The sequence below is a fragment of the Terrabacter sp. R4-6 genome (genome assembly GCF_057529065.1).
Genome location: NZ_CP197224.1, coordinates 3,366,812 through 3,391,752, shown reverse-complemented (window position 1 = coordinate 3,391,752; position 24,941 = coordinate 3,366,812). Strand labels below are relative to the sequence as shown.

Sequence of the window (24,941 nt, the reverse complement as noted above, 5' to 3'; positions counted from 1 at the left end):
AGCCATGTACTCGACGAGTGTGCAACCGTCCTCAGGGCTCACGTCCCACCATCGCCACGCGGCCAGTGCCATCCAGCGATTGTGGCTCATCAACGCACTGTCATGCCGCTCGGAGGACGGGACGTCCGACATTGCCGCTCGGAGGACGGGACGTCCGACATTGCCGCGTAGCGCTAGTCCAAGTTCGGTCTGTCGCCCTTCCGTCGGGCGTTCCGGTTGTCGCCGCGACCAGGCAATGAAGCCATGAACCTGCTCAATCCGTTAGCCACCGCTCAGGCGACGTACGCTGCCGTCATGGCACCGAGGTCTCTGTCCAAGGTCTGGTGGGCAGTGAATGACTTCGCGAACTGGCCGTTCGGCCGAGCTATCCCGGCAGCTGAGCAGTCCAGACGCAGGCGAAGTAAGGACCTGCGTCGGGGAGCTGCTTTCAGCGCTCTGTGCGGTGGCGTTGTGGGATTGCTGGGTCTGATCGGTGGCATCGCGAGCACGGTCGACGGCGGACGTCCCAGCCTTCTTGGCGCCGCCGTTTGGATGGGTTTCGTTGGTCTGTGCGCAATGGACGCTTGGACGAAGCGGAATCTGGCAGCTCGGATTGAAGCGGCCGACCGAGAAGTGAGCGCGTTCGGACAAGATGCTGCCGCACAGCCGGGCGGGGACTCGAAGGGCTGAGGCCCGGCCCCGGCGAGAATGGTCCCTGCCGGGCGCTCACTGAGTGTCCGCTTCTGCCGCTCGGAGGACGGGACGTCCGACATTGCCGCGGTGGGCTAGCCGCTGGTGCCGCGGCCCTCGTTCAACAGCTCTTCGAGATGTCGCGCCAAGCGAGGAGCGACAGCGTTGGCGGGGAGCCCGAGCAGGCCATCGACCTCGTGAGCTTCGGTTGGTCTCTGCATCAGCCGGAAGGTGTCGGACAGCGAGCGCCCTTCGAAGTCCACTTCGCTCAGGGCGCCTCCGTCGTCGATGTGGACCCACAGGTCTACGCACCCTCCGGACTCGTTGCCGTGAGACTGCGGCAAGTAGGGGTAGAGGCGGCGGACGGCATCGTAGGAACCGCACCACACGAGACGGACCTCGTGGACAGGCCACTCGTGCGGCTCATCCTCGACCTGGGCGCGGAGCCTCGGCTCGGGTTCCCAGGGGGTGCCCGCGAGAGCCTCGTCGACAGACTGTTCGACCGCCTCCACGATCGACCGCATCCTCATGGCCCTGAGTCTGCCCGACGAGACGTCCGCATTTGCCGCGAGTCGCGCCCTCCTCAGAACTCGGTGCGGCAGACTCCAGACATGACAGCCGTGTCCAGCCGGTTACATCACCGCATCGTTCGCGACTTTCCGCAGGCCGGCTCGGCAGAAGAGGTGGTGCGCCTTCTGGCCGACGCGTCGGGTAGTGAACGAGTGCAGGCCGCGATCGTCCTGGCAGCGCGCGGCGACCTAGCGGAACTCAGACGCGAAGTCGAACTCGCGGCCGTCGACTGGCGAGACGTGCTGGTGAACGGCGGCCTTGCTGGTGACGACTGGCAGAGCGTTCTGACGTCCACACTCGGGCGAGACCAAACGTCCTGATCTGCCGCGTTGAGGGCGGCTACGCTCGCCCGATCATGCCGCTCTGAGGGCGACCGTGCTGAGCCGAGTGCGCACCCGTTCAGGTCGCGCTGTCATGCGACGCTGGACCGCAGCCCTCGACAGAACGTCCCTGTGACCGGGATGTCAGTCGGTGCCTTCATCTGTTCGGCGCGGTCGTCCCCCACGCAGCAGACTCCTCACCGGGGGCAGCTGCCCAAGTCCGAGCCCGAAGGCCACGCTGAAGAGAATCAGTGCGCTCAGTCTGGCGTGGGACGCCGTGTCCCACAGATAAGTGAGCGTCGCAGAGATCCAGAGGGCGGCAACGAGCGTCGGGAAGAGCGCGCCCCACTGACCATTGCGCCTCGACGGCACGGTCCCAAGCTGCCTGGGTCCGTCGGTTTCACGCTGCACAGGGACATGATGCACGACCGATCCACTCAACGTCCGGCCAATCACCCTGAAGCAAACGATGAGTCAAGACGCCCGGACATGCCGCGAGCAGCACGAGCGACACTCATCTGCGGGGCTTTCTGAAGGGGGCGTCAGCTGTCAGCCACTCGTGCGCGGCAGCGCAGCTGTCGCCACTTTCGAGGGCCACGGCGGACCTCGGCTCAGGAGTGAATTCTGGAGGGGTGCAGCGTGCTCCATGCACACCAGTCGGTCCCGCGAGTCCCAGGAGTCGACCACGGTGAAGCCGATCCGCTCGTAGACCCGGAGGGCATCCGTCCGCCACGCCCACACCGACAGCCGAACGGTGTCGACGCCGACATCCGCGGCATGCTCCAGGCAGGCCTTGACCAGGGCCGACGCGACACCTCGGCCACGCACAGCCGGGTCCACCCACAACCGTTTGATCTCCGTGCGTCGCTGGGCTGGTGCCGTCACCACCGCGCAGCCCACAGCCACTCCCCCGCTCATCGCCACCAAAACGATGTCGTCGGCGAACGCGGCGCTGGGCTCCAGGACCTCGGCCCGATATCGCTCTGGCAACTCGGCTAGATCGACAGCGGCCAAGCCCTTCTCCGCCTCGGTCTGAAGATGGTAGGCAGCCAGCAACCCCGCGAGCTCGCTCTCAGAGGATGCGCCGTGACCTGTCCAGCGTGCGACGACAATCTCGGGGTGAACCGTCATGGCGGCCAGCATCACACGTACTCCTAGCGGCCTCGAAACACGACTCCCAGATTCACGTCTAGAAACAGGGCGTCAGGACTCGTCCGCACGTGCCGCCGACAGGGCACTGAGCTCGACGGCCTACGGACGCTGAAGAGCCAGCTACTGTCTGTGCCATGGGCGCGGACGACCTCGAAGAACTACTCGCCCGCGCCCTGCGCGTACTCGTCGACTACATCGACGAACGCGAGGACACCTTCACCGCCGATGATGATCTGCGAGCACTCGAAGAGGTCGCAGCGGTGCTGCATGAGGTCTCGCCGGCGAGCCGTGACCGGCTCAGGACGCTGCTCGGCCCCAAGCTGTCCTTCGAGGTAGGACTCAGCGAATGAGGGATTGCCCGGTCATGCCGCGTTGAGGACGGGACGTCCGACCATGCCGCGCTGAGCAGGGCACGTGGGTCGACGGGCCCCTTCAGCGGTTCAGCGCGTCGGCCACCGTTGACAGCACCAGGTCGAGGCGTCCCAGCCAGATGATGGTGTCGGCGTCCGTCGCGGTGACGAGGTGGCTGTCGCTGGACAGGCTGGCCAACCGGCGCTGCCCGGCCTGCCACGCCGCCGTGAACGTGGCGGCGTCCACGGCCCAAGGCAGCCGTGGGGGCACGTCGGCGACGAGGACCCAGAGCGGAACGTCAAGGCCGCTGATCCGGTCGTAGGCGGCCCACGATGTCGGGTCGAGGCTCTCGCGGTTGGTTACTGGGTCGTCGAAGCGGCGCACAGCCTCAAGGAGACCGGTCAGCTCGGGGTCACCCGGGTCCGGCGGCGGCAACAGGGTGGGCAAGACAGCCCGCCAGCCCGGCGGGATGGTATCGAGCATCACCAAGGCACGCGCGTCAGACTGGTGGTGCGCGGCCCAGGTAAGGGCGATCGGCCCGCCGAGGTCCGACGCGACGACGACGACCGGACGAGGTAGCCGAAGGGCCGAGATGACCCCGTCGAGATCGTCCGCGATGTCTTCGAACGTCTGGGTCGGGGGCGGTGCGTCGCTGCGCCCGGTCCCGAGGCGGTCGTACATGCAGGTGCGGGCGGTGGCGCCGAGACGGGTGGGCACGTCCGCCCACTCGTCCATGGTGGCGTCGTAGCCGTTGACGAGCAGCACTGATCGTCCCCGGCCGGTGCATTGCGCCTTGAAGTGGTGACCGTCGACGACGAGGTCCTGCTCGGCCTCAAGCGTCGCCGCACTCGAGGTGAGTGCCGGCGTGGCCCGTGCCCCGGGCGATGACGCCGGGTCAGTTGTCGTACACCCAAGCAACGCGACCAGCATGCTGAGCGCCGCCACCGCAACGGTGCGAGGTCGGGACCACCGCATCTCGGGCATGGCTCTTCCTCTCTCGAGCAGCGTGCCTTCCACGCCGGCCGGAACATCAACGGCCCGCTCGTCGGACGCGCCGCGCAGCGCTGAACCGCTCACCTCGGGCCAGACGCCGGACGCGACGGCCCGCCCGGACCGAACCTGCTTCGCGCGGGCGCTATGACCGGTGTAATCGGTGGAGGTGGTCATGGCGGCCTCCTTCGGTGTCTCTGCGGTGTCGGCGGCTCCCTCAACGATGGCCGTGACCGGGCCCGGCGTCTGTGCGCGTGACGACACTGGGTCTTCGGACGTGCTGCCGCCAACACTGACGGCAGACGGGCCCCGGACAGCCGTCCGTGGCCCTGCACGGCGCCACGGTCTCCTCCACCGAGGGATGGTCGTTCCACAGTCGAGCGACCGTGCTCGTTGCCGGGCGGCCCAGGCGAGGACGGGTTCCTGCTGCCTCGGATGACCAGCTCCGGTGAAGATCTGGCACCTGAGCGTTGGGATGAGGCCGTCGCCTCAGCCGTCTAGTGCGGCTGCTGTCCTCGCGCGCCCACATCTTGCCCCGGTGCTCAGGCGTGTCCCGAGCCGCCGCACACTTATGCCGCTGTTGGTGCGTGCCTTCGGTGCTACTGGCAGCCAGGCGCGAGACCGCCGCTCGGGTCCAGTAGCCTGTCCCCGTTGGCCGCCCAGACGGCCCGAGTTACAGCGAGGGTTACAGCGATCGTTGCAGCGAGGGTTCCACGGAGGGCTTCAGCCATGCCCCGCCCTCGTAGCTCAGGGGATAGAGCACCGCTCTCCTAAAGCGGGTGTCGCAGGTTCGAATCCTGCCGGGGGCACCACCGAGCGTGTATGACTTCGCCTGATGCCTGACGCCGGGCCTGGCCGGACGCGTGTCAGTGTTTCGGGTGATGCGTGACAGCTACTTCGGCCGATCCTCGACACTCGTCACGCACGACCCGCGCTGAACTGCTGCGCTCGGCTGCCACACACTCGGTGGACGAAACGCTCGTCACACGACACTCGGTGCTCCTAGAGTCACTGCCATGGCGGGGCGTGGGCGGCTGGACTGCTCCCGACGATGACGACAGGCGTGGGGGCGGTGGACACCTCGGGCCCTGCCCGCCTGCCCACCGACGCCACCCAGGACCCGGACGGCACGGACACACCGGACATCTCCCCCGCCGTCGCCCCGCCGCGACGTCTCGTCCGCCTCGCCGCCATCGCCGTCGCCTACTATCTCGGGGCCCGCCTGGGCCTCTCCCTCTCCCTCGTCGGCAACGACGTGACGCCGCTCTGGCCGCCGACCGGCGTCGCCGTCGCCGCCCTCGTCGTCTTCGGGCGGTCCTACTGGCCGGCCGTCGCCGTGGCGGCCCTCGCCGTCAACCTGCCGATCAGCGCCAACCCGCTGGCCGCCACCGTCACGGCCGTCGGCAACACCCTCGCGCCGGTCGTCGCCGTCACCCTCCTCCTGCGGGTGGGCTTCCGCCGCCAGCTCGACCGCCAGCGCGACGCGCTGGCGATCGTCTTCCTCGGTGCCCTCGCGAGCATGCTCGTCAGCGCGACGATCGGCGCCGCGACCCTGCTCGCGTCGGGCTCCATCACGCCAGCGCAGCTCCCCGCCGCGTGGGCGGTGTGGTGGACCGGTGACGCGATGGGCGTCCTCGCCGTCGCGCCGTTCCTGCTGTGCCTGCCGCTCTTCCGGGAGCAGCGCCGCTGGCCCCTGCGGCTGTGGCTCGAGGCCCTGATGATCCTCGTCGTCGCGACCCTCGTCGTGGCTACCGCCGTGACCACGGGGCTGCACATCTTCTTCCTCACCCTCCCGCTGTTGGGCTGGGCCGCCTGGCGCCTCCAGCTGCGGGGAGCTGCTCCTGCTGCGCTGATCGCGACGCTCCTCGCCACCGCGGCGGCCACCCGGGAGCGGGGTCCCTTCGAGGGCAAGACGCTGCTCGAGCAGATGGTGACACTCCAGGCCTTCAACGCGTGCGTCGCTCTCACCTCCTTCTTCCTCGCCGCTCTCGTCACTGAGCGGATGCAGACCGCGGCCGCACTAGCCGCCGCCGCGTCCGAGCTCGAGCATCGCGTCGAGCAGCGCACGGCCCAGCTGTCGGCGGCCAACACCCGGCTCGTCCAGGAGATCCAGGAGCGGTCCGAGGCCCAGGAGCAGCTGAGCCACGAGGAGGCCCGGGCCCAGCGCGAGCACCAGATCGCCGAGACCCTCCAGCGCAGCCTCCTGCCCGACCGGCTCCCCGACGTGCCCGGGGTCTCGCTCGCCGCACGCTACGTGCCCGCGACCGCCGACGTGCAGGTCGGCGGCGACTGGTACGACGTCGTCCAGCTCCCCGGTGGCCTCATCGGGCTCGCCATCGGTGACGTCGCGGGACACGGCCTCAACGCTGCCGCGACGATGGTCCAGGTGCGGATGGCCCTGCGCGCGTACGCCCTCCAGGACCCGTCTCCTCCCGCCGTCATGCACGGGGTCCACCAGCTCGTCGCGCAGCTCCCGGTCCCCGAGATGGTCACCCTCATCTACCTCGTCTACGAGCCGGCGACCCGGCGCATCCGCTGGACCAACGCCGGACACCCGCCCGCGCTCGCCTTTGCCGACGGACACGGCACCTACCTCGAAGGCGCCCTCTCCCCGCCCGTGGGAGTCACGGTCGACGGCTCGTTCACCGAGGCCAGCCAGGTCCTGCCCCCGGGGGCGACGCTCCTGCTCTACACCGACGGGCTCGTCGAGCGGCGCGGTGTCTCCCTCACCGCCGGCCTGGACCGGCTCGACCGCGAGGCCTCCGCCGTCCCCGACGACGACATCGAGTCCCTCTGCGAGCGCCTCCTCGACACCTTCCTCGACGAGGAGCACGTCGAGGACGACGTCGCGATCCTCGCCATGCGACCCGTGCCGTCGGTCGAGGGCGAGCTCGACGTCCGGCTGCCCGCCGAGGCCCGCAACCTCGTGCAGGTCCGGAGTGCGCTGCGGCGGTGGCTCAAGGAGGCCTCCGTCTCCGAGCCCGACGTCAACGAGGTCCTCGTCGCGTGCGGGGAGGCCTGCGCCAACGTCGTCCAGCACGCGTACAGCGGCGACGTAGCGGGCGGCGAGCTCGTCGTCGAGGCCCGGCTCGACGGCGACGCGCTCGAGGTGCGCGTCCGCGACCACGGCCACTGGCGCCCGGCCGCGGACCGCGGAGGCGGCTGGGGGCTCCAGCTCATGGACGCGCTCATGGACGACGTCGACGTCGAGCACACCCCCGGCGGGACCGACGTCCGTCTGCGTCGCCGCGTCCACATCGGGGGCGAGGCATGAGCGACCTCGCCCGCGTCGACACGCGCCGCGCCGGCACCACCCAGCTCGTCCGCATCACCGGCGAGCTCGACCTGTCGAACTCGCGCGAGCTGACCGACGCCCTCGGACACGCCGTCCCCGACGACGTCACGCTCGTCGTCGTCGACCTCAGTGCCACGACCTACCTCGACAGCGGCGGCATCGCCGCGTTCTTCCGCCTCGCCCAGCGCCTGCGTGACCGCCGGCAGGACCTGCGCCTCGTCGTCCCCGACGCCTCCCCCATCCGCGCGGTCGTCGAGCTGACCCGGCTGAGCCAGGTGATCCCCGTCGACGAGAGTGCCCCCGACCTCCCGGGCCCGACGGCGTATGCCGCCCTCCCGCGGGACGGCGCGCCAGCCCCGACCCAGCCCCCGCCGACCGCAGACGCGCCCGACCCGGACGGGACGGGGCCGACGAGCAGCTCGGGGTCGTATGCCGTCACGCCCGCCGCGTCTGAGACCGACCCCGGTGACACCGACGCCACGGCTACCGAGGGCGGTCAGCGCAGCGGGTAGCTCCCTGACCCGGGCAGGGTCGTCCCCGAGCGGTCGGTGAAGAGGGCCACGAGGTCCCCGGTGAGAGCGGGCCGCTCGCGCGTGACCTCGACGACGAGCTCCCCACCGCGTAGCCGGCCGTCGAACTGCGTCGTCGGCGGGCCGACGTGCTCGACGACCCGTGCGCCGTGCACGTCGCGGACCGAGGTGATGAGCCAGCCGGTCGGCGCCTCGAGGTGGGCGAGGTAGCCGCGGTCGCTCGGCGTGACCGTCAGGCTCGTCACCGTGCCGACGGCTGCGGGAGACGGCGAGACGCTCGTCGTCGGGGTCGACGGCCTCGTGGACGTCGTGCTCGGGCTCGGCTTGCGCGTCGAGGTGGCGCTCGCCGCGGTCGAGGTCGGCGCGGGGCTCGAGGGCGACCCGGTCTGCAGTTCGGCGCTCCCGACCCGCCCGCCCGACGACTGGAAGCGCGAGACGCCCTCGGCCGTCGCGACGCCGATGACGGGTCGGGGCGCGGTCGACGTGCGCACCGCGGAGCTGGACGTCTCGGCCGGGTAGGACGACTCCGTCCCGTCCGCCGCTCCTGCCGACGAGTCACGACCCACCGGCGCATCGGCCGCGACCCGTCCTGTCGGCTGGAGCTGGAGCAGGAAGAGGGCAGCAGCGACGACGAGCGCAGCCGCAGCGAGCACCGCAGCCGCGGAGCGCGCCGGCACCGACAGCACGCGACCGGCGACGCCGCCCGAGCCACCGGACGCACCGCCGCCCTCGGTGGCGAGGCCGGCCACGTCGTCGAAACCGTCCATGAGCGAGGCCACCCCCACGGCGACCGGGACCGTCGCGCCGGCACTCGCCGAGGCCACCCCGGCGCCCGCCGTCGCAGCACCCGCCGCACCAGCACCCGCCGCACCAGCGCCAACCGTGCCTGCGCCCACCGCGCCCGCAGCACCGACGCCGGACGCCACGGCGAACGCCCCGGGCAGGAGCACCGGTGCGACGCGCAGCCGGATCGCCGCGTCGACGTCGACGACGTCGAGCACCGCGGCGCGGCACCGGGCGCAGCCGTCGAGGTGCCCGTCGACACGCTCGCGGGCCCGGACCGGCAGCGAGTCGCGCACGTAGCCTCCGAGCTGGCGCCGCACCGCTCGGCACTCGGCGTCGCCCGCGTTCGCGACGAGCTCGGACAGGAAGGTCTGGCGCAGCCGCTCGCGCGCCCGCTTGCTCCGGCTCGCCACCCCGTTGGGCGTCGTGCCGAGGCCGGGGGCGATCTGGTGCGGCTTCTCCTCGTGCACGACCAGGCGCCAGAGCAGCGACCGGGACTCGTCGGGCAGCGATCGCCACGCCGCCCAGACCGTGTCGCGTTCCTCCGCGTCGACGGCCTCGTCCTCCGCCGAGGCCGCGGTGCGCGTGTCGAAGGTCGTCTCGTCGTCGGTCAGCACGACCCGGTTCGTGTAGCGGCGCGCGACGTCGATGTTGGCGCGGCGCAGCGTGCTCAGCAGGTAGGGCCGGAAGGCCGTGTCGGGCCCGCCCCCGCTGCGGAGCGCATCGAGCGTGCGGGTGAAGCTCTCGCTGACGAGGTCGTCGACGTCGCTCGGTGAGGCGACGCGGGCAGCGAGGCGTCGGGCTGCCGGCTCGTGCCGTGACCACAGCACCGAGTAGGCGGAGTCGTCGCCCGCGCGCACCCGGTCGACGAGCGCCGCGTCGCTCTCGGGTCCGTCCACGCGTACGCCGTCGTCCGTCCCCGACACGGGCTCGCCTGCCGCGCCGTCGTGCTCGTCGTGCGCCCGCTCCACGATCCTCTGTTCCCCCACCCGTATGCCGACGTCTCGCCGGCTGTCTCGACCCACGCTCCACCGGGTGCGTGACGGGGCGCCGGGTCCCGTCCCCGACCCGAGGGCGCGTCCAGCAACGCACCTCACGCATCCTCTCCCCTGGAGACGCGCGAGGGTCCGAATCATGGCGCGACATGCCCGCAGATGTACAGGGTTGGGGCCACGCCGGGCGATTTGCGTGCGTTTGCGACACACCTGGCCCGCCGCGACGTCTTCCCCGGTGATGCGCCGCGCCGGACGCTCGGGCCAGGACCCGGGCGGGCCGTGGGGGCCATGGCGTGGGCGCATCACGGACGGCCGCGACGGGGTGGCTGTCCGACGGGTGGTGGGTGCTCCCGAGGAGGGGACGGGAGCACCCACCGAGCCCGGGGCCGCCTGCGCAAGAGACTGATCCGGCCCGACGCCGCGTGCGACGATGAAGCCTCCACGACCCCTCACCCGAGGAGCAGAGCATGACGGCGACCGACCCGAGCCACGGCTTCCTCACCGAGCCGGCGCTGACGCCGGAGCTCGAGGCCTACTTCGCGAGCGACGTCACCGACCACGGCTACGTCATGAACCTCAGCCGGGTCTGGGCCCAGTCCCCCGCCGCCCATGACGCGCTCTTCGGCCTCCTCGCCGACATGGTCTCCGTCGCCGGCCTGACCTTCCGGCAGCGCGGCATCCTCGTCGCCGCGACCGCCTCGACCATCGGCGACTCGTACTGCGCGCTCGCGTGGGGTGGCCGTCTCGCCACCGCTGCCGGCGAGGAGGTCGCAGGGGCCGTGCTCCGTGGCGACGACGATGCCCTCGACCCCACAGACGCCGCTCTCGCGACCTGGGCCAGGACCGTCGCGAGCAACCCGAACGCCACCACTCCCGCCGACCTCCAGCCGTTGCGGGCGGCCGGCTTCGACGACCGCCAGATCTTCGCGATCACCGTCTTCGTCGCGCTGCGTCGGGCCTTCTCGACCGTCAACGACGCGCTCGGGCCGCTCCCCGACCACCAGCTGCGCGCCGAGGCGCCACCGGCCGTCGACGAGGCGGTCTCCTTCGGCCGTCCGGCCGCTGACCAGCCCTCCTGACCTGGGCGTATGCCGTCCGCCCGGCTCCCGGGTCGGCCGCACCGTGGGTGCGGGCGCGGTCAGACCGTGTGGGTGGCGACGCCGCGCAGCAGGGCGAGGTAGTCCTCGACCGGGTGCGCTCCGCTCACGGCGGCATACCCGTTGGCGACGACGAACGGCGTCGACGTGACGCCCATCGAGCGTGCCTCCTGCTCGTCGGTCCGCACCTGCTCGGCGTACTCGTCGGAGGCGAGGACCGCCGACACCCGTCGCTCGTCGAGCCCGCACTCGCCGGCGAGGCGCTGCAGCACCGCGCGGTCGTCGATGGCGAGGCCCTCGACGAAGTGGGCGGAGTGGAAGCGCTCGACCGCCGCGGAGCGCAGCGCGGGGCCGCCCATCTCGCCCGCGAGGGCACAGAGCCGGTGGGCGTCGAAGGTGTTGGCGCGCACGGCGCGGTCCCAGTCGAAGACGAGGTCGTCGGCCACGGCCACCTCGCTGGCCTTGGCGTTCATCAGCCGACCGGCACCCGCGTCGCCGCCGTGGCGCACCGACAGGTGCTCGCTGACGGGCACCGACCCGCCCGCCGGGACGTCGGGGTCGAGCTCGAAGGAGCGCAGGTGCACGGTGACGTCGTGGGGACGCTCGAACGCGGCGACGGCGGCCTCGACGCGGCGCTTCGCGACCCAGGAGTAGGGACAGACCAGGTCGCTCCAGATGTCGAGCTCGATGAGGGTCGTGGACTCGGCGGCTGAGTGGTCGGTCATCGACTCAGTCAACCACGGACGCTCGCGTCGCCGGGAAGCCGACGAGCCCCCACCGGGATCCGGTGGGGGCTCGTCGTGAGGCGTGAGAGGTGACCGCTCAGATGCGGCCGTACATCGACGGCGTCGTCCAGATGGAGTGGTTGCCGATGACGGTGCCGGGGCGCTGGGCGTCGATCATGCGGCCCGGGCTGACGTAGATGCCCACGTGGTAGATCGGCGAGCCGAAGAAGACGAGGTCGCCGGGGCGCGGGTTGCTGACCGGCGTCGAGGCCGCGGCCTGCGCGGACGCGGTGCGCGGGATCGAGATGCCGGCCTGGCGGTAGACGTAGGAGGTGAAGCCCGAGCAGTCGAAGCCGGAGGGCGTCGTGCCGCCGTAGACGTAGGGCACACCGAAGAAGGACTGCGCGATGCCGACGATGCCGGTGGCGCTGGGGTTGGGCGCCACGTTGAGGGCGGCGCGCGTGGTCGAGCCGGAGCGCGACGCGCGCTCCTGCGCGGCCTCACGCTCGGCAGCGGCCTTCTCGGCGGCCTTCTTCGCGGCGCGCTCGGTCTTGACCTTGACGTCCTCGATGACGACGGGCTTGACCTTGGCCTGCTTGAGGGCGGGCTTGGCGTAGCCGATCGCCGACAGGGCGTTGCCGGCCTTGAGCGTGCCGGCGGCGGGGCCGACGGCCGCGGGACCCGCGACGGCGCTGCTCGAACCGTCAGCGGCGTTCGCCGTGCCGGCGAACGAGGCGACGAGGCCACCGGAGGCCGCGACGATGGCCGCACCCTTCACGGCGGGCTGGGCCGACTCCTTGGCGATCGTCTTGAGCTCCGAGATCGCGTTGAAGCGACCGGGGGCGCGGTGGCGCCCGGGAACGTTCTGAGCCACGTTTGACCTCTCGACGCCTACGAGGTGAGCTGTCGGGTTCGGGCTGGAGGTACTGCCCGGCCTTCGCTCGGACCGTGATCGGTCCACGGAGGGCTTCACCCCGAGGGCGTCTCTCGACGCCCGGAGAAAGTGGTTCCCCCGCTCCTGCCATGCGGTTCGTACTGAGCCTCAGGTCGATGGCAGGACTAGGCGGTCCGACCCGGGGCACTCACTCGACGGGGAGAGCAAGTTCGCCCACCGTACCCAAGTACCTGTGCCTTGTCACCTTCGAGTTCCCGGAAGTCAAAGAATTTTCAGCGACCTCGGATCCGGGCCGGACGAGGTGTGGCAAGGCATGCCAAAACGACCCCGCAGACGGGGGCAAACCCTGCCGGATACGGCGTGTTCAGGCGGCCTGGCAGAAGACGTGGACGGCCACGTCGTCGGGCAGCGACACACCGGTGGAGGGCTCGCTGCCCTCGCGGACGGCCAGGACCCGACCGCCGTCACGGACGACCTCGACGCGGGCGCCCGGCACGACGCCGGCGCTCGTCAGCAGCGCGAGCGCCTCGGGGTCGACCTGGACGGGCTCGCCGATGCGCCGGATCGTCACGACGGTCGGAGCGGCTCCCACGGCGGCGGTCAGGGTGCTGAGGCCGGTGAGGAAGTCCTCGTCCTGGCGCACCCCGAGCTCCTCGAGACCGGGGATCGGGTTGCCGTACGGCGACTCGAGGCCCTCCCCGATGAGGCCGAGGATCTTGCGCTCGACCTTCTCGGACATGACGTGCTCCCACCGGCAGGCCTCGTCGTGGGCGTACTCCCACTCGAGGCCGATGACGTCGACGAGCAGCCGCTCGGCGAGCCGGTGCTTGCGCATGACGCGGGTGGCGAGGAGCCGGCCGTGGTCGGACAGCTCGAGGTGGCGGTCGCCCGAGACGGCGACGAGACCGTCGCGCTCCATGCGGGCGACGGTCTGCGACACGGTGGGGCCCGAGTGGCCGAGACGCTCGGCGATGCGCGCGCGGAGGGGCACGATGCCCTCCTCCTCGAGCTCGAAGATGGTGCGCAGGTACATCTCGGTGGTGTCGATCAGGTCCGTCACGGTCATACCTTCTCAGAATCGGAGAGCGGTCAGGGACCGCCCGTCGCCGGGCCCGGCGTCCGGCGCGTCCTCGCGCCCCGGGTCGGGTCGTGCCGCGGCACCCAGACGCGCAGCCAGCCCGCGCCGACCACGGCCCCGATGCCCAGCACGACGGCGGAGGCGCCGAGCGACATGATGGCGCTCAGCCCTGACAACGCCAGCGGGCCCGCCGCCCTTCCCACGTCGGCGCAGAGGCGCCAGCCGCCGAGGAACTGCGCCCGCCCGTCCGCGGGTGAGGCGTCGGCGCCGAGGGTCATGATGAGCCCCGCCCCCAGGCCGTTGCCGAGCCCGAGCACCGTCGCCGCGGCCGTCACGGCCACGAGGCTCGTGGCGAGCGGGAGCAGCATCATGCCGAGGCCGAGCACGAGCATGCTGGGCACGGCGGCCGCGACGCGGCCGTAGCGGTCCATGAGCCAGCCCGACGGGTAGAAGAGCGCCATGTCGAGCGCCCCGGCGACGCCGAAGACGAGCGACGTCTGCGCCGGGGAGAAGCCGACCGACTCGGCCCAGAGCGGCACGAGGGCCTCGCGGATGGCACGCGCACCGGCCACGCACATGGCCCCGGTGCCGAGCGTCAGCAGGACGTGCCGGTGCTGCAGGAGCACCGACGCCACACTGCGCGGCGGGCCGCCGCCCGCGACCCGGTGCGCCGAACGGGTGATGTCCGGCGCGAGGAGGACGAGGACGAACGCCGCGATGCTCGCGACGCCGCCGACGGCGTACGCCGCCTCGGTGCCCCACCTGACGATGACGAGCGATCCGATGAACGGCCCGACGAAGTAGCCGATGCGGTGCACGCCACCGAGCGTCGACAGGGCCCGCGCCCGCATCGCCACAGGAACGGCCTCGGTGAGGTACGCCTGCCGCGCCAGGCCGAAGAGCGAGCCGGCGAGCCCGATGACGAGCACGCCGACGAAGAGCATGACGAGACCGCCGGCCAGGGCCGCCACGAGCATGCCGGCGGCCTCGATCAGGGCCGCGACGAGCAGCGCCCGGCGCTCACCGATGCGGGCCGCGAGGGCACCCGACGGCAGGTCGCCGAGGAGCTGGCCCACGCCCAGCATCGCGACGAGCAGAGCCGCGACGCCGACCGAGGCGCCGAGCTCCCGTGCCGACACGGCGATGATCGGGGACACCGCGCCGGCGCCCGTCGAGCCCAGGAGCGTGGGCCCGTAGGCCGACAGGGCGATGGCGCGCAGGCTGCCGCTGCGTCCCTCCGCACCGTCTCCCCGAATCTCGGTCACGCCACAGGACCCTAACGATCGGGTTACTCGGGTGGCCGGGGCGCCCAGCCGACGAAAGCATTGGCCCGTGGCCAGGACTCAGAGGACGAGCAGACCGAGGGCGGTGGAGGCGGCGTTGGCGGCGACGACCGCCAGGGCCACCGTCACCGCGTCCTCGCGTCCCCTCACCCGCCACCACGCCACGAGGAGCACCGTCTCCACGGCGGCGACGACGACCTCCGCGCCCGCGAGCTGCCACGGCGACCCGAAGCCGGTCGACACGGCATACAGCACGGGGTGCGTCACGACGTTGACGCCGACCGCCCCGACGAGCGCGCGACCCCACCCGGCCCAGCCCGCCGCCCGCGCGAACGCGACGAGCACCGGCACCTCGACGGCGAGCGTCAGCGCGAGGGCGGCCATAGCAGCGGGGCTCACCTCGTGACCGCCACGCCGCGACCGGGCGGCCTCGTCTCCGACGCGCCGGACCCGGCCGTCACCGTGCAGCGCTCGCGCACCATCACGCTCCTCGCGCTGGCGGCCGTCGGCGGCTCGCTCGGGATGGCCCTCGGGGCGCCCATCGCGACCGCCGTCATCGGCCTCATCCTCTTCGGCATCCTGCACAACCTCCTCGAGATCCGCTACGTCGCGGGCCGCTTCGCGGGCCTCCTCGGGCGGCCCTTCCTCGAGCTGCTCGTCGCGCTCGTCACCGGCATCGTCGTCTGCCGGCTGCTCGCCGGTGTCATCGGTCGACCGGCCCAGCTCGCCGAGATCGTGCTCGGCTACGTCATCCTCGCGGCCGCCGCCCGCCACGGGCTCGACGGCCGGCGACGCGTCGCGGCGTGGGTGGTCATCGGCGTCGCGGCGGCCGTCTCGCTGACCTTCCCGACGTACCACTTCGTCGTCCTGACGCACCTGCACAACGTCGTGCCGCTCTTCTTCCTCTGGGAGTGGTCGCGCCGGATCACCTCGCGTCGCGGACGGCAGGCGTTCCGGGCCGTGCAGCTGCTGTGGGTCCTCGTGATCCCGACGGTGGTCCTGCTGGGCTTCCTCGACGGGTCGCTCAGCGCCGACCCCGGCATCGTGCGCAGCGTCGTCGGCGACGGCCAGACGGTGCTCGCGGCGAGCGCCCCGCCGAGCGCCTCGGCGACGGTCCTCGGGATGCGCTTCCTCACCGTCTTCGCCTTCATGCAGACGATGCACTACGTCGTCTGGGTGGCCCTGCTGCCCCGGGTCGCCCCGGACGCCTCCGCAGCCTTCGAGGCGCGCGTGCCGTGGGTGACGGGTCCGCGGCTCTGGGCCGCCGGCTTCGTCGCGGCAGCACTCTTCGCCGTCCTCTTCGGTCTCGACTTCGCCCAGGGCAAGGCGTTGTATGCCGCCCTGGCGAGCTACCACGCCTACCTCGAGCTGCCCGTGCTGCTGGCCCTGCTCGTCGGGGCGCGGAGCCTGTCCGCGCCGTCCGGAGCGGCCGACCGCCACGACGCGGCAGGGTCAGGGACGCCGCCCACCCCGCCGACCACGCCCACCCCGTCGACGCCCACCGCGCCGACGCCGCTGCCGCCGGCCGGCGGAGGGTCCCGCGGTGCCGAGCTGAGTGCCGAACTGAGGCCCGAGGCCACCGCCGCGGTCGCCCCGGACGCCGAGGTGGGGTCGTGACGACGGGCTGGCGGACGGTCGGGCTCGTGGCCCTGCCGACGGACGCCGCGGCCCCGCCGGACGCTGCGTGGGGTCCGATGCTCGTCGTGGCGCTGGTCGTCGTCGCGGTCGTGGCGATGATCGTCGGCTTCGGCCGGATCACCAGGCGCCGGCCCCCCGACGACGAGCCCACCGGTGTCGGCACCACGGGCGGCTCGACGACCGACGACCCCCTGCCGACCGACCCGCAGCAGGACGATCCGGGGCGGACCGGCCGCCGCGAGGACCCTGACGACCCGGGGCCACCGCCGGTGTAAAAGGTCTTGCCGCCACTCGGGGCTCGACGTACGGTCGTGTCATCGAAACCGAAGGGAGGTGATCCGAGAAGTGATTTCTTCCGGAGCGTGTGAGGTGGCCACGCGATAGCCGCGTCCCCATCCACACCCATGGATGAAGCAGGGCAGCCCGACTCGTCGGGCTGCCCTGTTCCACGTCCGCCCTCCCCACCCCGATCCCCCATCGAACGCGGCGTTCGGTGCCGAACTCAGTGTTCCAACGGCGCGTTCGCGACCGAACGCCGCGTTCGGGGTGTCAGGGCGGGTGCGGAGGAGTCAGGGCTGGAGGCGCAGCCGCGTCCACGAGTCGGGGTCGGCGAGGTCACCGTCACCCGTGCGGCGGAAGACGATCCGGTCGTGGAGGCGGTTGCGCCGGCCGGCCCAGAACTCGACCTCGTCGCAGACGATGCGCCATCCGCCCCAGAAGTCCGGCACCGGCACGTCGTGGTCGCCTCCCCTGTCGGGGAAGCGCTCGAGCACGTCCTCCCACCTGCGCTCGAGCTCGGCCCGGTCGGCCGCCGGCCGCGACTGGTCCGACGCCCACGCCGAGAGCCGCGAGCCGTAGGGCCGCGAGTCGAAGTAGGCCTCGACCTCGTCACGGCCGACGAGCTCGGCGGTGCCGCGGAAGCGGATCGCGCGGTAGATGGCCGGCCACGTGAGGGCGGCCGCCACGCGCGGGTTGCCCTGCAGGTGCTCGCTCTTGGCGGAGCCGAGGTTGGTCACGAAGCCCGGACCGCGCTCGTCGAAGAAGCGCATCAGGACGGTGCGCACGTCGGGCGTGCCCGTCGGGTCGACGGTGGCGACCGAGATGGCCGTGGGCTCGGGCACGTCGTCGCGCTCCTGCGCCGCGGTGACCGCCGCATCGACCCACGCCCGGGCCTGCAGGTAGGGCGAGGCGGCCACGTCGGACTCGACGAGGCCGTCGCCGGAGTAGTCGACACGGCGTACGGCGGCGAGGCCCTCCCGGGCCGGCTCGCGGGGTGAGCTGTCCATGACCCCACACTAGGGTTGACCCGAGAAGGTCCGCGGACGTCAGGCCACGGCGCGTGCGGTCCCGGCGACAGCCCCGGCCACCCCGGGGCGCTGTGAGGAGTCACCAACGATGGCAGGCAAGGGCAAGCTCGTCACCCAGACCGTCAAGCTCGGCATCAAGTACGGCCCCCAGATCTGGGTGGCCACGCAGGCGCTGCGCGAGCCCGCCAAGGAGGCCGCCAACAAGGCGATCTCGAGCGAACGCGCCCGCCGCCAGGCGATGGCGCACGCCAAGTCGCTCGCCGACGGCAGCATCCTCAAGGTCTACAAGGGCGACGCGGCCCACTGGGTCGTCTTCAGCGGCGACGAGGCGGTCGGCGTGCACCCCGAGACCGACATGCTGCTGCCGGCCCTCGTCGAGCGCGCCGACCTGACGAAGCGGATCCGGCCCGACGACAAGGTCAAGGCCACCGACCGCGCCAAGGACGCCGCCACCGCGGCACTGCGCCGGGCCAAGCCCAACCAGATCAACTGACGCCCGGCGCCGGGCTCAGGGACCCCGTCCGGGCGCTCAGTCGGCGACGACGATCCCGAGCTCGGCCGCGAAAGCATCGGCGAGGTCGATGACCTGCGGGCGGCTCATCGTCGCGCCCTTGAGCCCGAGCAGGCCGACGGGGGAACGGAGCGTGGCTCCCGAGAGGTCGAGGGCGGCATACGTCCCACGACCGAAGGTCGGCGACACCAGCGTGCAGCCCTCGAAGGTGAGGCCGTCGACCGTGGCCTCCTGGAGGTCGAGCTCGACGACGACGCAGTCGACGAAGGCGATGTCCTTGAGCCGGGCGCCGCGCAGGTTGAGGAAGTCGACCTTGCCGCCGCGCACCGTGACGTCGCGCCACGTGGAGCCCCAGGCCGAAACGGCGGCGAGGCGGCAGCCCTCGATCGTCGTGTCGACGAGGCTCGCCCCGGCGAGGCTCAGCCCGACCCCACCGACGCGCTCCCACTCGCACTCCGACCACCGCGAGCCCTCGAGGTGCGCCTCGTCGAGCGTGCCGCCGATCAGCGAGCACTCGAGGAACGTGTGCCCCTCGACGTGGGCCCGGGAGAAGTCGGTGCCCTCGAAGCGGACGGCGTCGTGATGTTGGTCTCGGGTGCTGAACACGGCGTCACGAAAGACGGTCTGGTCGGCGGCTGACGGCATACGGTGAGTCTGTCAGCCGGGACCGACGCCCATCCTCCGCGTCCCGGCTGCGGCCTCCACACCGCGGTGGTACCGCCTGCACAGCAAGGACGCACATGGCAGACAGCACGCCCGACCCCGACTTCAAGCCCGGACTCGAGGGCGTCATCGCCTTCGAGTCGACCATCGCCGAGCCGGACAAGGAGGGTGGGGCGCTGCGCTACCGCGGCGTCGACATCAACGACCTCGTCGGCCACGTCGACTTCGCCCACGTCTGGGGCCTGCTCGTCGACAACGAGTTCGACCCGGGCCTGCCGCCCGCCGAGCCCTATCCCCTGCCGGTGCACACCGGCGACGTCCGCGTCGACGTCCAGTCCGCGCTCGCCATGCTCGCGCCGGTCTGGGGCTTCAAGCCGACGCTCGACATCGACGCCGACGAGGTGCGCGACAACCTCGCGCGCGCCGCCGTCATGGCCCTGTCGTTCGTCGGCCAGTCGGCCCGCGGGCTCGACAAGCCGATGGTCCCGCAGCGCGAGGTCGACAAGGCCCGCACCATCACCGAGCGGTTCATGATCCGCTGGCGCGGCGAGCCCGACCCGAAGCACGTCGAGGCCGTCGACGCCTACTGGGTCTCCGCGGCCGAGCACGGCATGAACGCCTCGACGTTCACCGCCCGCGTCATCACCTCGACCGGCGCCGACGTCGCCGCCGCGCTCTCGGGCGCGGTCGGTGCGATGTCCGGCCCGCTCCACGGCGGTGCCCCCTCGCGCGTCCTGCACATGCTCGACGGCGTCGAGCAGCAGGGCGACGCGACGACCTACGTCAAGGGCGTCCTCGACAAGGGCGAGCGCCTCATGGGCTTCGGCCACCGCGTCTACCGCGCCGAGGACCCGCGCGCCCGCGTGCTGCGCTCCGCCTGCGAGCGCCTCGGGGCGCCGCGCTACGAGGCGGCGGCCGCGCTCGAGAAGGCCGCGCTCGACGAGCTGCACGCCCGTCGGCCCGACCGGGTGCTCGCGACGAACGTCGAGTTCTGGGCCGCGGTCATCCTCGACTTCGCCGAGGTCCCGCCGTCGATGTTCACGCCGATGTTCACGTGTGCGCGCACGGCCGGATGGTCGGCGCACATCCTCGAGCAGAAGCAGACCGGCCGTCTCATCCGGCCGTCGTCGCGCTACATCGGCGAGGGTCCGCGCAAGCCCGAGGACGTCGCCGGCTGGACGCCCGACATCGCGCACTGAGGAGGAGGCCTCGGCGCCGAACGCCGTCTCGCCGTAGCCGGGACGTCGTCCACTCACCCTCCTATGCTGGAAGGCGGTCGCGTCCGTCGGTTCCCGTGGGTCGTGGCCCTGCGAGGTGACGCCATGCCCGACTCGTTCGTCCATGAACACGACGTCACGCGGCTTCTCGAGATCCTCGAGGACGCACATGCGTGGCAGTCCGACGACTTCTTCTATGCCTCGGTGCTCGACGAGCTGGCAGAGCTCGTGGCGGCGGACGTGGTGGGCTTCCAGGTCAACGCCTGGGCGCGAGGGTGGCTCTCGCTCGAGGAGGTTGCCGGCGGGCAGAGAGTTGTCTGGGTCCGGCCCGACGTGCCCCTGGACGACCCGTTCCTCGACTGGGATGGCTGCGCCGGGCTCGCCGATCGATTCGGGTACACCGGTGTGACGTCGTCATCGGAGGTCCGCCGCGGTCGGCGCGACTCCGAGCTGATGGGCTTCATGGCTCCGATCGGTGACCTGGACCGTCGCGTCCTCTTCCACCGCCACGGCGGGCCGGACTTCTCCGACCGTGAGGTGACCCTGCTGCGGCTCGCCCGCCCGCACCTGGCCGAGCTCCACCTCCGGCGCCGGGCCGAGCTGGGCGGTCTGCCGTCGCTGACCCGCCGGCAGTGGGAGATCCTTCGCCTCGTCGCGACGGGCGCCACGAACCACCGGATCGCCCATCGGCTCGGGATCTCCGAGGGCACCGTCCGCAAGCACCTCGAGAACGCCTTCGCGCGACTCCATGTCTCGAGCCGCACCGAGGCCGTGTCGAGACTCGACGCGAACCTCTGAGACCGCCACCCCACCGCTCGAGGGCGCGTCCCAGGTGGAGCTGCTGCTCGGTGGACCGCGGCGAGGACGAGCGGGCCGGGGTCGGGCGCTGGACCGACCCCGGCCCGGGCATCGCGCGGCGCCGTCGGGGAGACGAGACGTCGTCCTCATGCGTGTCGGACGTCCCTGCGCCCATGGAACGCCAGCGTCGCCATCGCGGCCACGAGGAGGACCGCGGCGAAGGCCCAGTCCGACAGGCCCTCCGGCGGTGGTCCCGTGGGGATCACGTGGGGCACCGGTGGCCAGATGCCCGACCTGCCGGTCGACTCGGGCCTCGGCTCGGTGGCCACGGCCGTCGCGACGCCGAGCACGAGCGCGACGCCGGCCGTCACGGACGCCGCGATCAAGCGGATGACGTTGTGCATGAACATCTTTCGCCTTCCTTCGGGCCGGACCGTCTGCGACCGTTCCGGCTCTTCCAGCATCTCCGCGCGCCACGACCTGAGGACATACGTAGTTCCGCGTACGGCGATGCCCGGTCTCGACGCGCGGACCTACCCGCTCGCGCGTAGCCTCGCGAGCAGAGCCAGCAGGTCACCGAGTCGGGGAGTCAGCATGGTGCAGCGAGCGCGAGTCCGAGGTTCGATCGTCCTGGTGGGCGCCCTGCTCGCGGGAGCGGCGCTGGCCGTCGAGCAACCACCCGCGGCCGAGGCCGCGCCGACGCTGCAGGTGACGACGGTGGTCTCCGGCCTCAGCTACCCGTGGGACATCACGTGGGTCGGCGACCTCATGCTCTACGACCTGCGCGCGGGCCAGGTCTGGAGCAAGCGCGGCAGCAACGCCCCTCGGCGCGTCGCCGTCTCCGGCTTCCCGTCGCTCTACGTCAACAGCGAGGGCGGCCTGCTCGGCATGGTCGCCGACCCCGCCGCCTCGACGAACAAGCGCTTCTACACCTGCCAGGCGGTGCGCGGCTCGACCGGCGACCCGCTCGACGTGCGCGTCCTGCGCTGGCGGCTGACGAGCGACACCACCGCGGTCTCCGACGGGTCGCCGGTCGTCACCGGGCTGCCCCTGACGAGCGGACGCCACTCCGGGTGCCGGCTGCGCTTCGGCGGCGACGGCAAGCTCTACGTCGGCACCGGCGACGCCGCCGTCGGCACCAACCCGCAGAGTCTCTCCTCGCTCGGCGGCAAGGTGCTCCGGGTCAACGCCAACGGCACGATCCCGACCGACAACCCCTTCTACTCCCGCGGCGGCAACGCCCGCTACGTCTGGAACTACGGCCACCGCAACATCCAGGGACTCGCGCTGCGGCCAGGCACGACCGAGCTGTGGTCGGCCGAGCACGGCTCGAGCCGCGACGACGAGATCAACCTCTCGGTCCGCGGCGGCAACTACGGCTGGGACCCGGTGCCCGGCTACGACGAGTCGACCCCGATGACCGACCTCGGCAAGTTCCCGAGCGCCCGGGTCGCGATGTGGTCCTCGGGATCCCCGACCGTCGCGACGAGCGGCGCCACCTTCCTGCGCGGCTCGGCCTGGGGCGAGTGGCAGGGTGCCCTCGCGGTCGGCCTGCTCAAGGGCGAGGGCATCTACCTCATGCGCTTCAACCCGACGCCGACGACCTCACGCGTCGCGTCGGTGACGCGGCTCGCGGTCGCCCAGGGCTACGGCCGCATCCGAGCCGTGCAGCTCGGTCCGGACGGGGCGCTGTGGTTCACGACGTCCAACGGCACGAACGACAAGATCGTGCGGATCACGCCGAAGGCCACGGTGCCCAGCCGGTCCGGCGGCAGCCTCATCTCCCCCGTGGGAGTCACCGCAGCGCGCACCGGGTCGCAGGTCGTGACCTTCATCCGTGGCACCTACGACAACGTCTGGTTCAAGCGCAGCACCACCGACGGGGCGTCGTGGGGGTCCTGGGTGTCGGCCGGCGCCACGTCGACCGACGCGCCGTCCGCGACGAGCTCTCGCTCCGGACGCGTCGACCTCTTCACCCGCAACAGCGCGAGGCAGCTCGTCCACACGTGGTTCCAGGACGGCATACGCAAGGGGTCGGTCAACCTCGGCGGCACCGTCATCGCCCAGCACGGCGCCTCGCTCGGCAACGGCACCATGGACGTCTTCGCCCTCGCCACCACCGGCACGGCCTGGCGCAAGCACTACGACGGCACGCGCTGGAGCGGCTGGATCTCGGTCGGTGGCCGGTTCACGTCCGGCCTGTCGGCGTCGGCCGACCCGGCCGGCGGCGGGATCCTCGTCACCGGTCGCGGCACCAACGGCGCGACGTACGAGCGGACGTTCTACCCGACGACGGCGACGAGCAGCTGGGTCCAGCGCGGCGACAACCTCGCGGCGTGGTCGGACCGCGCACTCGGAGATGCCTGGCCCGGTCGGTCACTGGTGGCGGTCGGCAACGGCGTCGACGGACGCGCCGTGGTCCAGCGCGGCAGCGTCCTCGTCGGCACGGCGCAGGCCTTCACGTCGGCACCGGACGTCGTGACCCGCGCCGACGGCACGTTCCTGCTCTTCGGCCGGGGTTCGGGCGGCGAGCTGCGCGTCTACGACGGCCGGCCGGGAGCCTTCACGAGCACGTCCCTCGGCGGCATCGTCCGCTGACGGCCCCCGCACACCCTCGGGGCGGCCACACACTGTCCACCGCGTGCCGTCGACCTCGAGGTGTGCGGCTGCCGGGCGCCGTGTGCGCGTCCACACACCGAGCAGCGATGTCCAAGGGGTGGGCACGTGAGGTTCAATGTCAGCGGTGACAACGGCGTCATCCGACATCAACACGTCCGCCACGAGCCCGTACCGTGGCCGCACTTCGCAAGGGTGAATCCGTGACCGAAGCACCAGTCGTGACCCAGCCCATCACCATCCCGGCCGAGCTCCTGCCCGCTGACGGACGGTTCGGCTCCGGACCCTCGAAGGTCCGCCCCGAGCAGATCGACTACCTCAGCTCCCTCGGTCGCACGGTGCTCGGCACGTCGCACCGCCAGGCACCGGTCAAGAACCTCGTCGGCGAGGTCCGCGCGGGCCTGCGCGAGCTCTTCTCCCTGCCCGACGGCTACGAGATCATCCTCGGCAACGGCGGCTCGACGGCGTTCTGGGACATCGCCGCCTTCGGCCTCGTCCGCGAGCGCTCGCAGCACCTCGCCTTCGGTGAGTTCTCGAGCAAGTTCGGCAACGTCACCGCGGCGGCCCCCTTCCTCGGAGACCCGACGATCATCAAGGCCGACCCCGGCACGCTCGCGACGCCGAGGGCCGAGGCGGGGATCGACGTCTACGCCTGGCCGCACAACGAGACCTCGACCGGTGTCATGGCCCCGGTCCAGCGCGTCGAGGGCGCCGACGACGACGCGCTCGTGCTCATCGACGCGACGTCGGGTGCCGGCGGCCTGCCCGTCGACATCACCCAGACCGACGTCTACTACTTCGCCCCGCAGAAGTGCTTCGCCTCCGACGGCGGCCTCTGGCTCGCGGCCTTCTCCCCCGCCGCGCTCGCCCGCGTCGACGAGATCGCCGCGTCCGGCCGCTGGGTCCCGGACTTCTTCAGCCTCCCGACCGCGGTCGACAACTCGCTGAAGAACCAGACCTACAACACCCCGGCCCTCTCGACGCTGGCGCTCATGAAGAGCCAGCTCGACTGGATGAACGGCAACGGCGGGCTCGACTTCACGACCGGTCGCACCAAGGACTCCTCGAGCCGCCTCTACGGCTGGGCCGAGCAGACCGACTGGACGACGCCCTACGTCGCCGACCCGGCCGCCCGTTCGCAGGTCGTCGGCACGATCGACCTCGACGACTCCATCGACGCGGCTGCCGTGGCCAGGACCCTGCGCGCCAACGGCATCGTCGACGTCGAGCCCTACCGCAAGCTCGGCCGCAACCAGCTGCGTGTCGCGATGTTCCCGGCCGTCGACCCGGAGGACGTCACGAAGCTGACCCAGGCGATCGACCACGTGGTCGCAGCGCTCGGCTGAGCCGTCCCGCGCGTCCCCCCGAGGGCCGGCTCCCGTATGCCGGGTGCTGGCCCTCGGTGCGTCCGCGCCGAGATCCGCTGCGTGACCTTTGGGCACGTCTCTCGTTGATCCC

The 24,941-nt window shown here is 71.9% G+C and carries 24 protein-coding genes, 1 tRNA gene and 1 riboswitch; of the genes, 13 read left to right on the top strand and 12 right to left on the bottom strand.

What is annotated here, in order from left to right; translation table 11 throughout:
* Positions 1-764: 764 nt before the first annotated feature.
* Positions 765-1,199, bottom strand: a complete 435-nt coding sequence (locus tag ACSSS0_RS15880) for a hypothetical protein (RefSeq protein ID WP_487228744.1) — start codon at positions 1,197-1,199, stop codon at positions 765-767.
* Positions 1,200-1,280: 81 nt separating this feature from the next.
* Here ACSSS0_RS15880 and ACSSS0_RS15875 point away from each other — a divergent pair, with 81 nt between their 5' ends.
* Positions 1,281-1,559 carry a hypothetical protein gene (locus ACSSS0_RS15875; protein WP_487228743.1) on the top strand — a complete coding sequence of 93 codons (279 nt, stop codon included), beginning with the start codon at positions 1,281-1,283 and terminating at the stop codon, positions 1,557-1,559.
* 549 nt (positions 1,560-2,108) lie between these two features.
* Here ACSSS0_RS15875 and ACSSS0_RS15870 read toward each other — a convergent pair.
* Positions 2,109-2,702, bottom strand: a complete 594-nt coding sequence (locus tag ACSSS0_RS15870; RefSeq protein ID WP_487228742.1) for a GNAT family N-acetyltransferase — start codon at positions 2,700-2,702, stop codon at positions 2,109-2,111.
* A 143-nt stretch (positions 2,703-2,845) separates the two neighbouring features.
* Here ACSSS0_RS15870 and ACSSS0_RS15865 point away from each other — a divergent pair, with 143 nt between their 5' ends.
* Positions 2,846-3,061: a hypothetical protein gene (locus ACSSS0_RS15865; protein ID WP_487228741.1), complete on the top strand. Its 216-nt coding sequence runs from the start codon at positions 2,846-2,848 to the stop codon at positions 3,059-3,061.
* An 82-nt stretch (positions 3,062-3,143) separates the two neighbouring features.
* Here the strand turns inward: ACSSS0_RS15865 and ACSSS0_RS15860 are convergent, their stop codons facing one another.
* A complete protein-coding gene (locus ACSSS0_RS15860) occupies positions 3,144-4,229 on the bottom strand; it encodes an alpha/beta fold hydrolase (RefSeq protein WP_487228740.1) in 1,086 nt (361 codons plus the stop codon).
* Positions 4,230-4,788: 559 nt separating this feature from the next.
* Between ACSSS0_RS15860 and ACSSS0_RS15855 the strand changes: the two genes are divergently transcribed.
* From ACSSS0_RS15855 to ACSSS0_RS15845, 3 genes are all read left to right on the top strand, one after another.
* Positions 4,789-4,864 (top strand) — tRNA-Arg (locus ACSSS0_RS15855).
* A 260-nt stretch (positions 4,865-5,124) separates the two neighbouring features.
* Entirely contained in the window at positions 5,125-7,326 is a 2,202-nt protein-coding gene (locus tag ACSSS0_RS15850) for an MASE1 domain-containing protein (RefSeq protein ID WP_487228739.1), read from the top strand.
* The gene (locus ACSSS0_RS15845) at positions 7,323-7,859 is read left to right on the top strand and encodes an STAS domain-containing protein (RefSeq protein ID WP_487228738.1); all 537 of its coding nucleotides are present in this window, start codon (positions 7,323-7,325) and stop codon (positions 7,857-7,859) included. The genes ACSSS0_RS15850 and ACSSS0_RS15845 overlap by 4 nt, the downstream gene beginning before the upstream one ends.
* Here the strand turns inward: ACSSS0_RS15845 and ACSSS0_RS15840 are convergent.
* Positions 7,844-9,631: a sigma-70 family RNA polymerase sigma factor gene (locus ACSSS0_RS15840; protein ID WP_487228737.1), complete on the bottom strand. Its 1,788-nt coding sequence runs from the start codon at positions 9,629-9,631 to the stop codon at positions 7,844-7,846. The two genes, ACSSS0_RS15845 and ACSSS0_RS15840, sit on opposite strands and share 16 nt — an antisense overlap.
* Positions 9,632-10,122: 491 nt before the next feature.
* On the opposite strand from ACSSS0_RS15840, the gene ACSSS0_RS15835 reads away from it, so the two are divergent.
* Positions 10,123-10,734 (top strand): carboxymuconolactone decarboxylase family protein, encoded by a 612-nt coding sequence (locus tag ACSSS0_RS15835; protein WP_487228736.1) that lies wholly within the window; start codon positions 10,123-10,125, stop codon positions 10,732-10,734.
* 59 nt (positions 10,735-10,793) lie between these two features.
* On the opposite strand, the gene ACSSS0_RS15830 is transcribed toward ACSSS0_RS15835, so the two are convergent.
* The 5 genes from ACSSS0_RS15830 to ACSSS0_RS15810 form a co-directional block, all read right to left on the bottom strand.
* Positions 10,794-11,477: a DsbA family oxidoreductase gene (locus ACSSS0_RS15830; protein WP_487228735.1), complete on the bottom strand. Its 684-nt coding sequence runs from the start codon at positions 11,475-11,477 to the stop codon at positions 10,794-10,796.
* A 97-nt stretch (positions 11,478-11,574) separates the two neighbouring features.
* Positions 11,575-12,351 (bottom strand): C40 family peptidase, encoded by a 777-nt coding sequence (locus ACSSS0_RS15825; protein ID WP_435986988.1) that lies wholly within the window; start codon positions 12,349-12,351, stop codon positions 11,575-11,577.
* Positions 12,352-12,353: 2 nt separating this feature from the next.
* A riboswitch (cyclic di-AMP (ydaO/yuaA leader) is annotated at positions 12,354-12,529 on the bottom strand.
* Positions 12,530-12,736: 207 nt separating this feature from the next.
* On the bottom strand, positions 12,737-13,432 hold the full coding sequence (locus ACSSS0_RS15820) for an iron-dependent transcriptional repressor DtxR (RefSeq protein ID WP_028785818.1): 696 nt from the start codon (positions 13,430-13,432) through the stop codon (positions 12,737-12,739).
* 29 nt (positions 13,433-13,461) lie between these two features.
* Positions 13,462-14,715 (bottom strand): MFS transporter, encoded by a 1,254-nt coding sequence (locus ACSSS0_RS15815; RefSeq protein WP_487228734.1) that lies wholly within the window; start codon positions 14,713-14,715, stop codon positions 13,462-13,464.
* A 78-nt stretch (positions 14,716-14,793) separates the two neighbouring features.
* A complete protein-coding gene (locus ACSSS0_RS15810; RefSeq protein WP_487228733.1) occupies positions 14,794-15,132 on the bottom strand; it encodes a hypothetical protein in 339 nt (112 codons plus the stop codon).
* 3 nt (positions 15,133-15,135) lie between these two features.
* Between ACSSS0_RS15810 and ACSSS0_RS15805 the strand changes: the two genes are divergently transcribed.
* Both ACSSS0_RS15805 and ACSSS0_RS15800 read left to right on the top strand, forming a co-directional pair.
* Positions 15,136-16,350: a hypothetical protein gene (locus ACSSS0_RS15805; protein WP_487228732.1), complete on the top strand. Its 1,215-nt coding sequence runs from the start codon at positions 15,136-15,138 to the stop codon at positions 16,348-16,350.
* A complete protein-coding gene (locus ACSSS0_RS15800) occupies positions 16,347-16,646 on the top strand; it encodes a hypothetical protein (protein ID WP_487228731.1) in 300 nt (99 codons plus the stop codon). Before ACSSS0_RS15805 ends, ACSSS0_RS15800 begins: the two co-directional genes overlap by 4 nt.
* A gap of 294 nt (positions 16,647-16,940) precedes the next feature.
* Here the strand turns inward: ACSSS0_RS15800 and pdxH are convergent, their stop codons facing one another.
* Complete coding sequence (pdxH, locus tag ACSSS0_RS15795; protein WP_487228730.1) at positions 16,941-17,657, bottom strand: pyridoxamine 5'-phosphate oxidase; 717 nt, start codon at positions 17,655-17,657, stop codon at positions 16,941-16,943.
* Between the two features lie 109 nt (positions 17,658-17,766).
* Here pdxH and ACSSS0_RS15790 point away from each other — a divergent pair, with 109 nt between their 5' ends.
* Complete coding sequence (locus ACSSS0_RS15790) at positions 17,767-18,171, top strand: hypothetical protein (RefSeq protein ID WP_056759759.1); 405 nt, start codon at positions 17,767-17,769, stop codon at positions 18,169-18,171.
* Between the two features lie 36 nt (positions 18,172-18,207).
* Here the strand turns inward: ACSSS0_RS15790 and ACSSS0_RS15785 are convergent, their stop codons facing one another.
* Positions 18,208-18,795 (bottom strand): pentapeptide repeat-containing protein, encoded by a 588-nt coding sequence (locus tag ACSSS0_RS15785; protein WP_487228729.1) that lies wholly within the window; start codon positions 18,793-18,795, stop codon positions 18,208-18,210.
* Between the two features lie 134 nt (positions 18,796-18,929).
* Here ACSSS0_RS15785 and ACSSS0_RS15780 point away from each other — a divergent pair, with 134 nt between their 5' ends.
* The gene (locus tag ACSSS0_RS15780) at positions 18,930-20,051 is read left to right on the top strand and encodes a citrate synthase 2 (protein ID WP_487228728.1); all 1,122 of its coding nucleotides are present in this window, start codon (positions 18,930-18,932) and stop codon (positions 20,049-20,051) included.
* Between the two features lie 123 nt (positions 20,052-20,174).
* Complete coding sequence (locus ACSSS0_RS15775; protein WP_487228727.1) at positions 20,175-20,867, top strand: helix-turn-helix transcriptional regulator; 693 nt, start codon at positions 20,175-20,177, stop codon at positions 20,865-20,867.
* Between the two features lie 146 nt (positions 20,868-21,013).
* On the opposite strand, the gene ACSSS0_RS15770 is transcribed toward ACSSS0_RS15775, so the two are convergent.
* Positions 21,014-21,277: a hypothetical protein gene (locus ACSSS0_RS15770; protein WP_487228726.1), complete on the bottom strand. Its 264-nt coding sequence runs from the start codon at positions 21,275-21,277 to the stop codon at positions 21,014-21,016.
* A gap of 223 nt (positions 21,278-21,500) precedes the next feature.
* Between ACSSS0_RS15770 and ACSSS0_RS15765 the strand changes: the two genes are divergently transcribed.
* Both ACSSS0_RS15765 and serC read left to right on the top strand, forming a co-directional pair.
* Entirely contained in the window at positions 21,501-23,465 is a 1,965-nt protein-coding gene (locus ACSSS0_RS15765; protein ID WP_487228725.1) for a PQQ-dependent sugar dehydrogenase, read from the top strand.
* Positions 23,466-23,704: 239 nt separating this feature from the next.
* Complete coding sequence (gene serC / locus ACSSS0_RS15760) at positions 23,705-24,829, top strand: phosphoserine transaminase (protein ID WP_435987868.1); 1,125 nt, start codon at positions 23,705-23,707, stop codon at positions 24,827-24,829.
* Positions 24,830-24,941 lie beyond the last annotated feature (112 nt).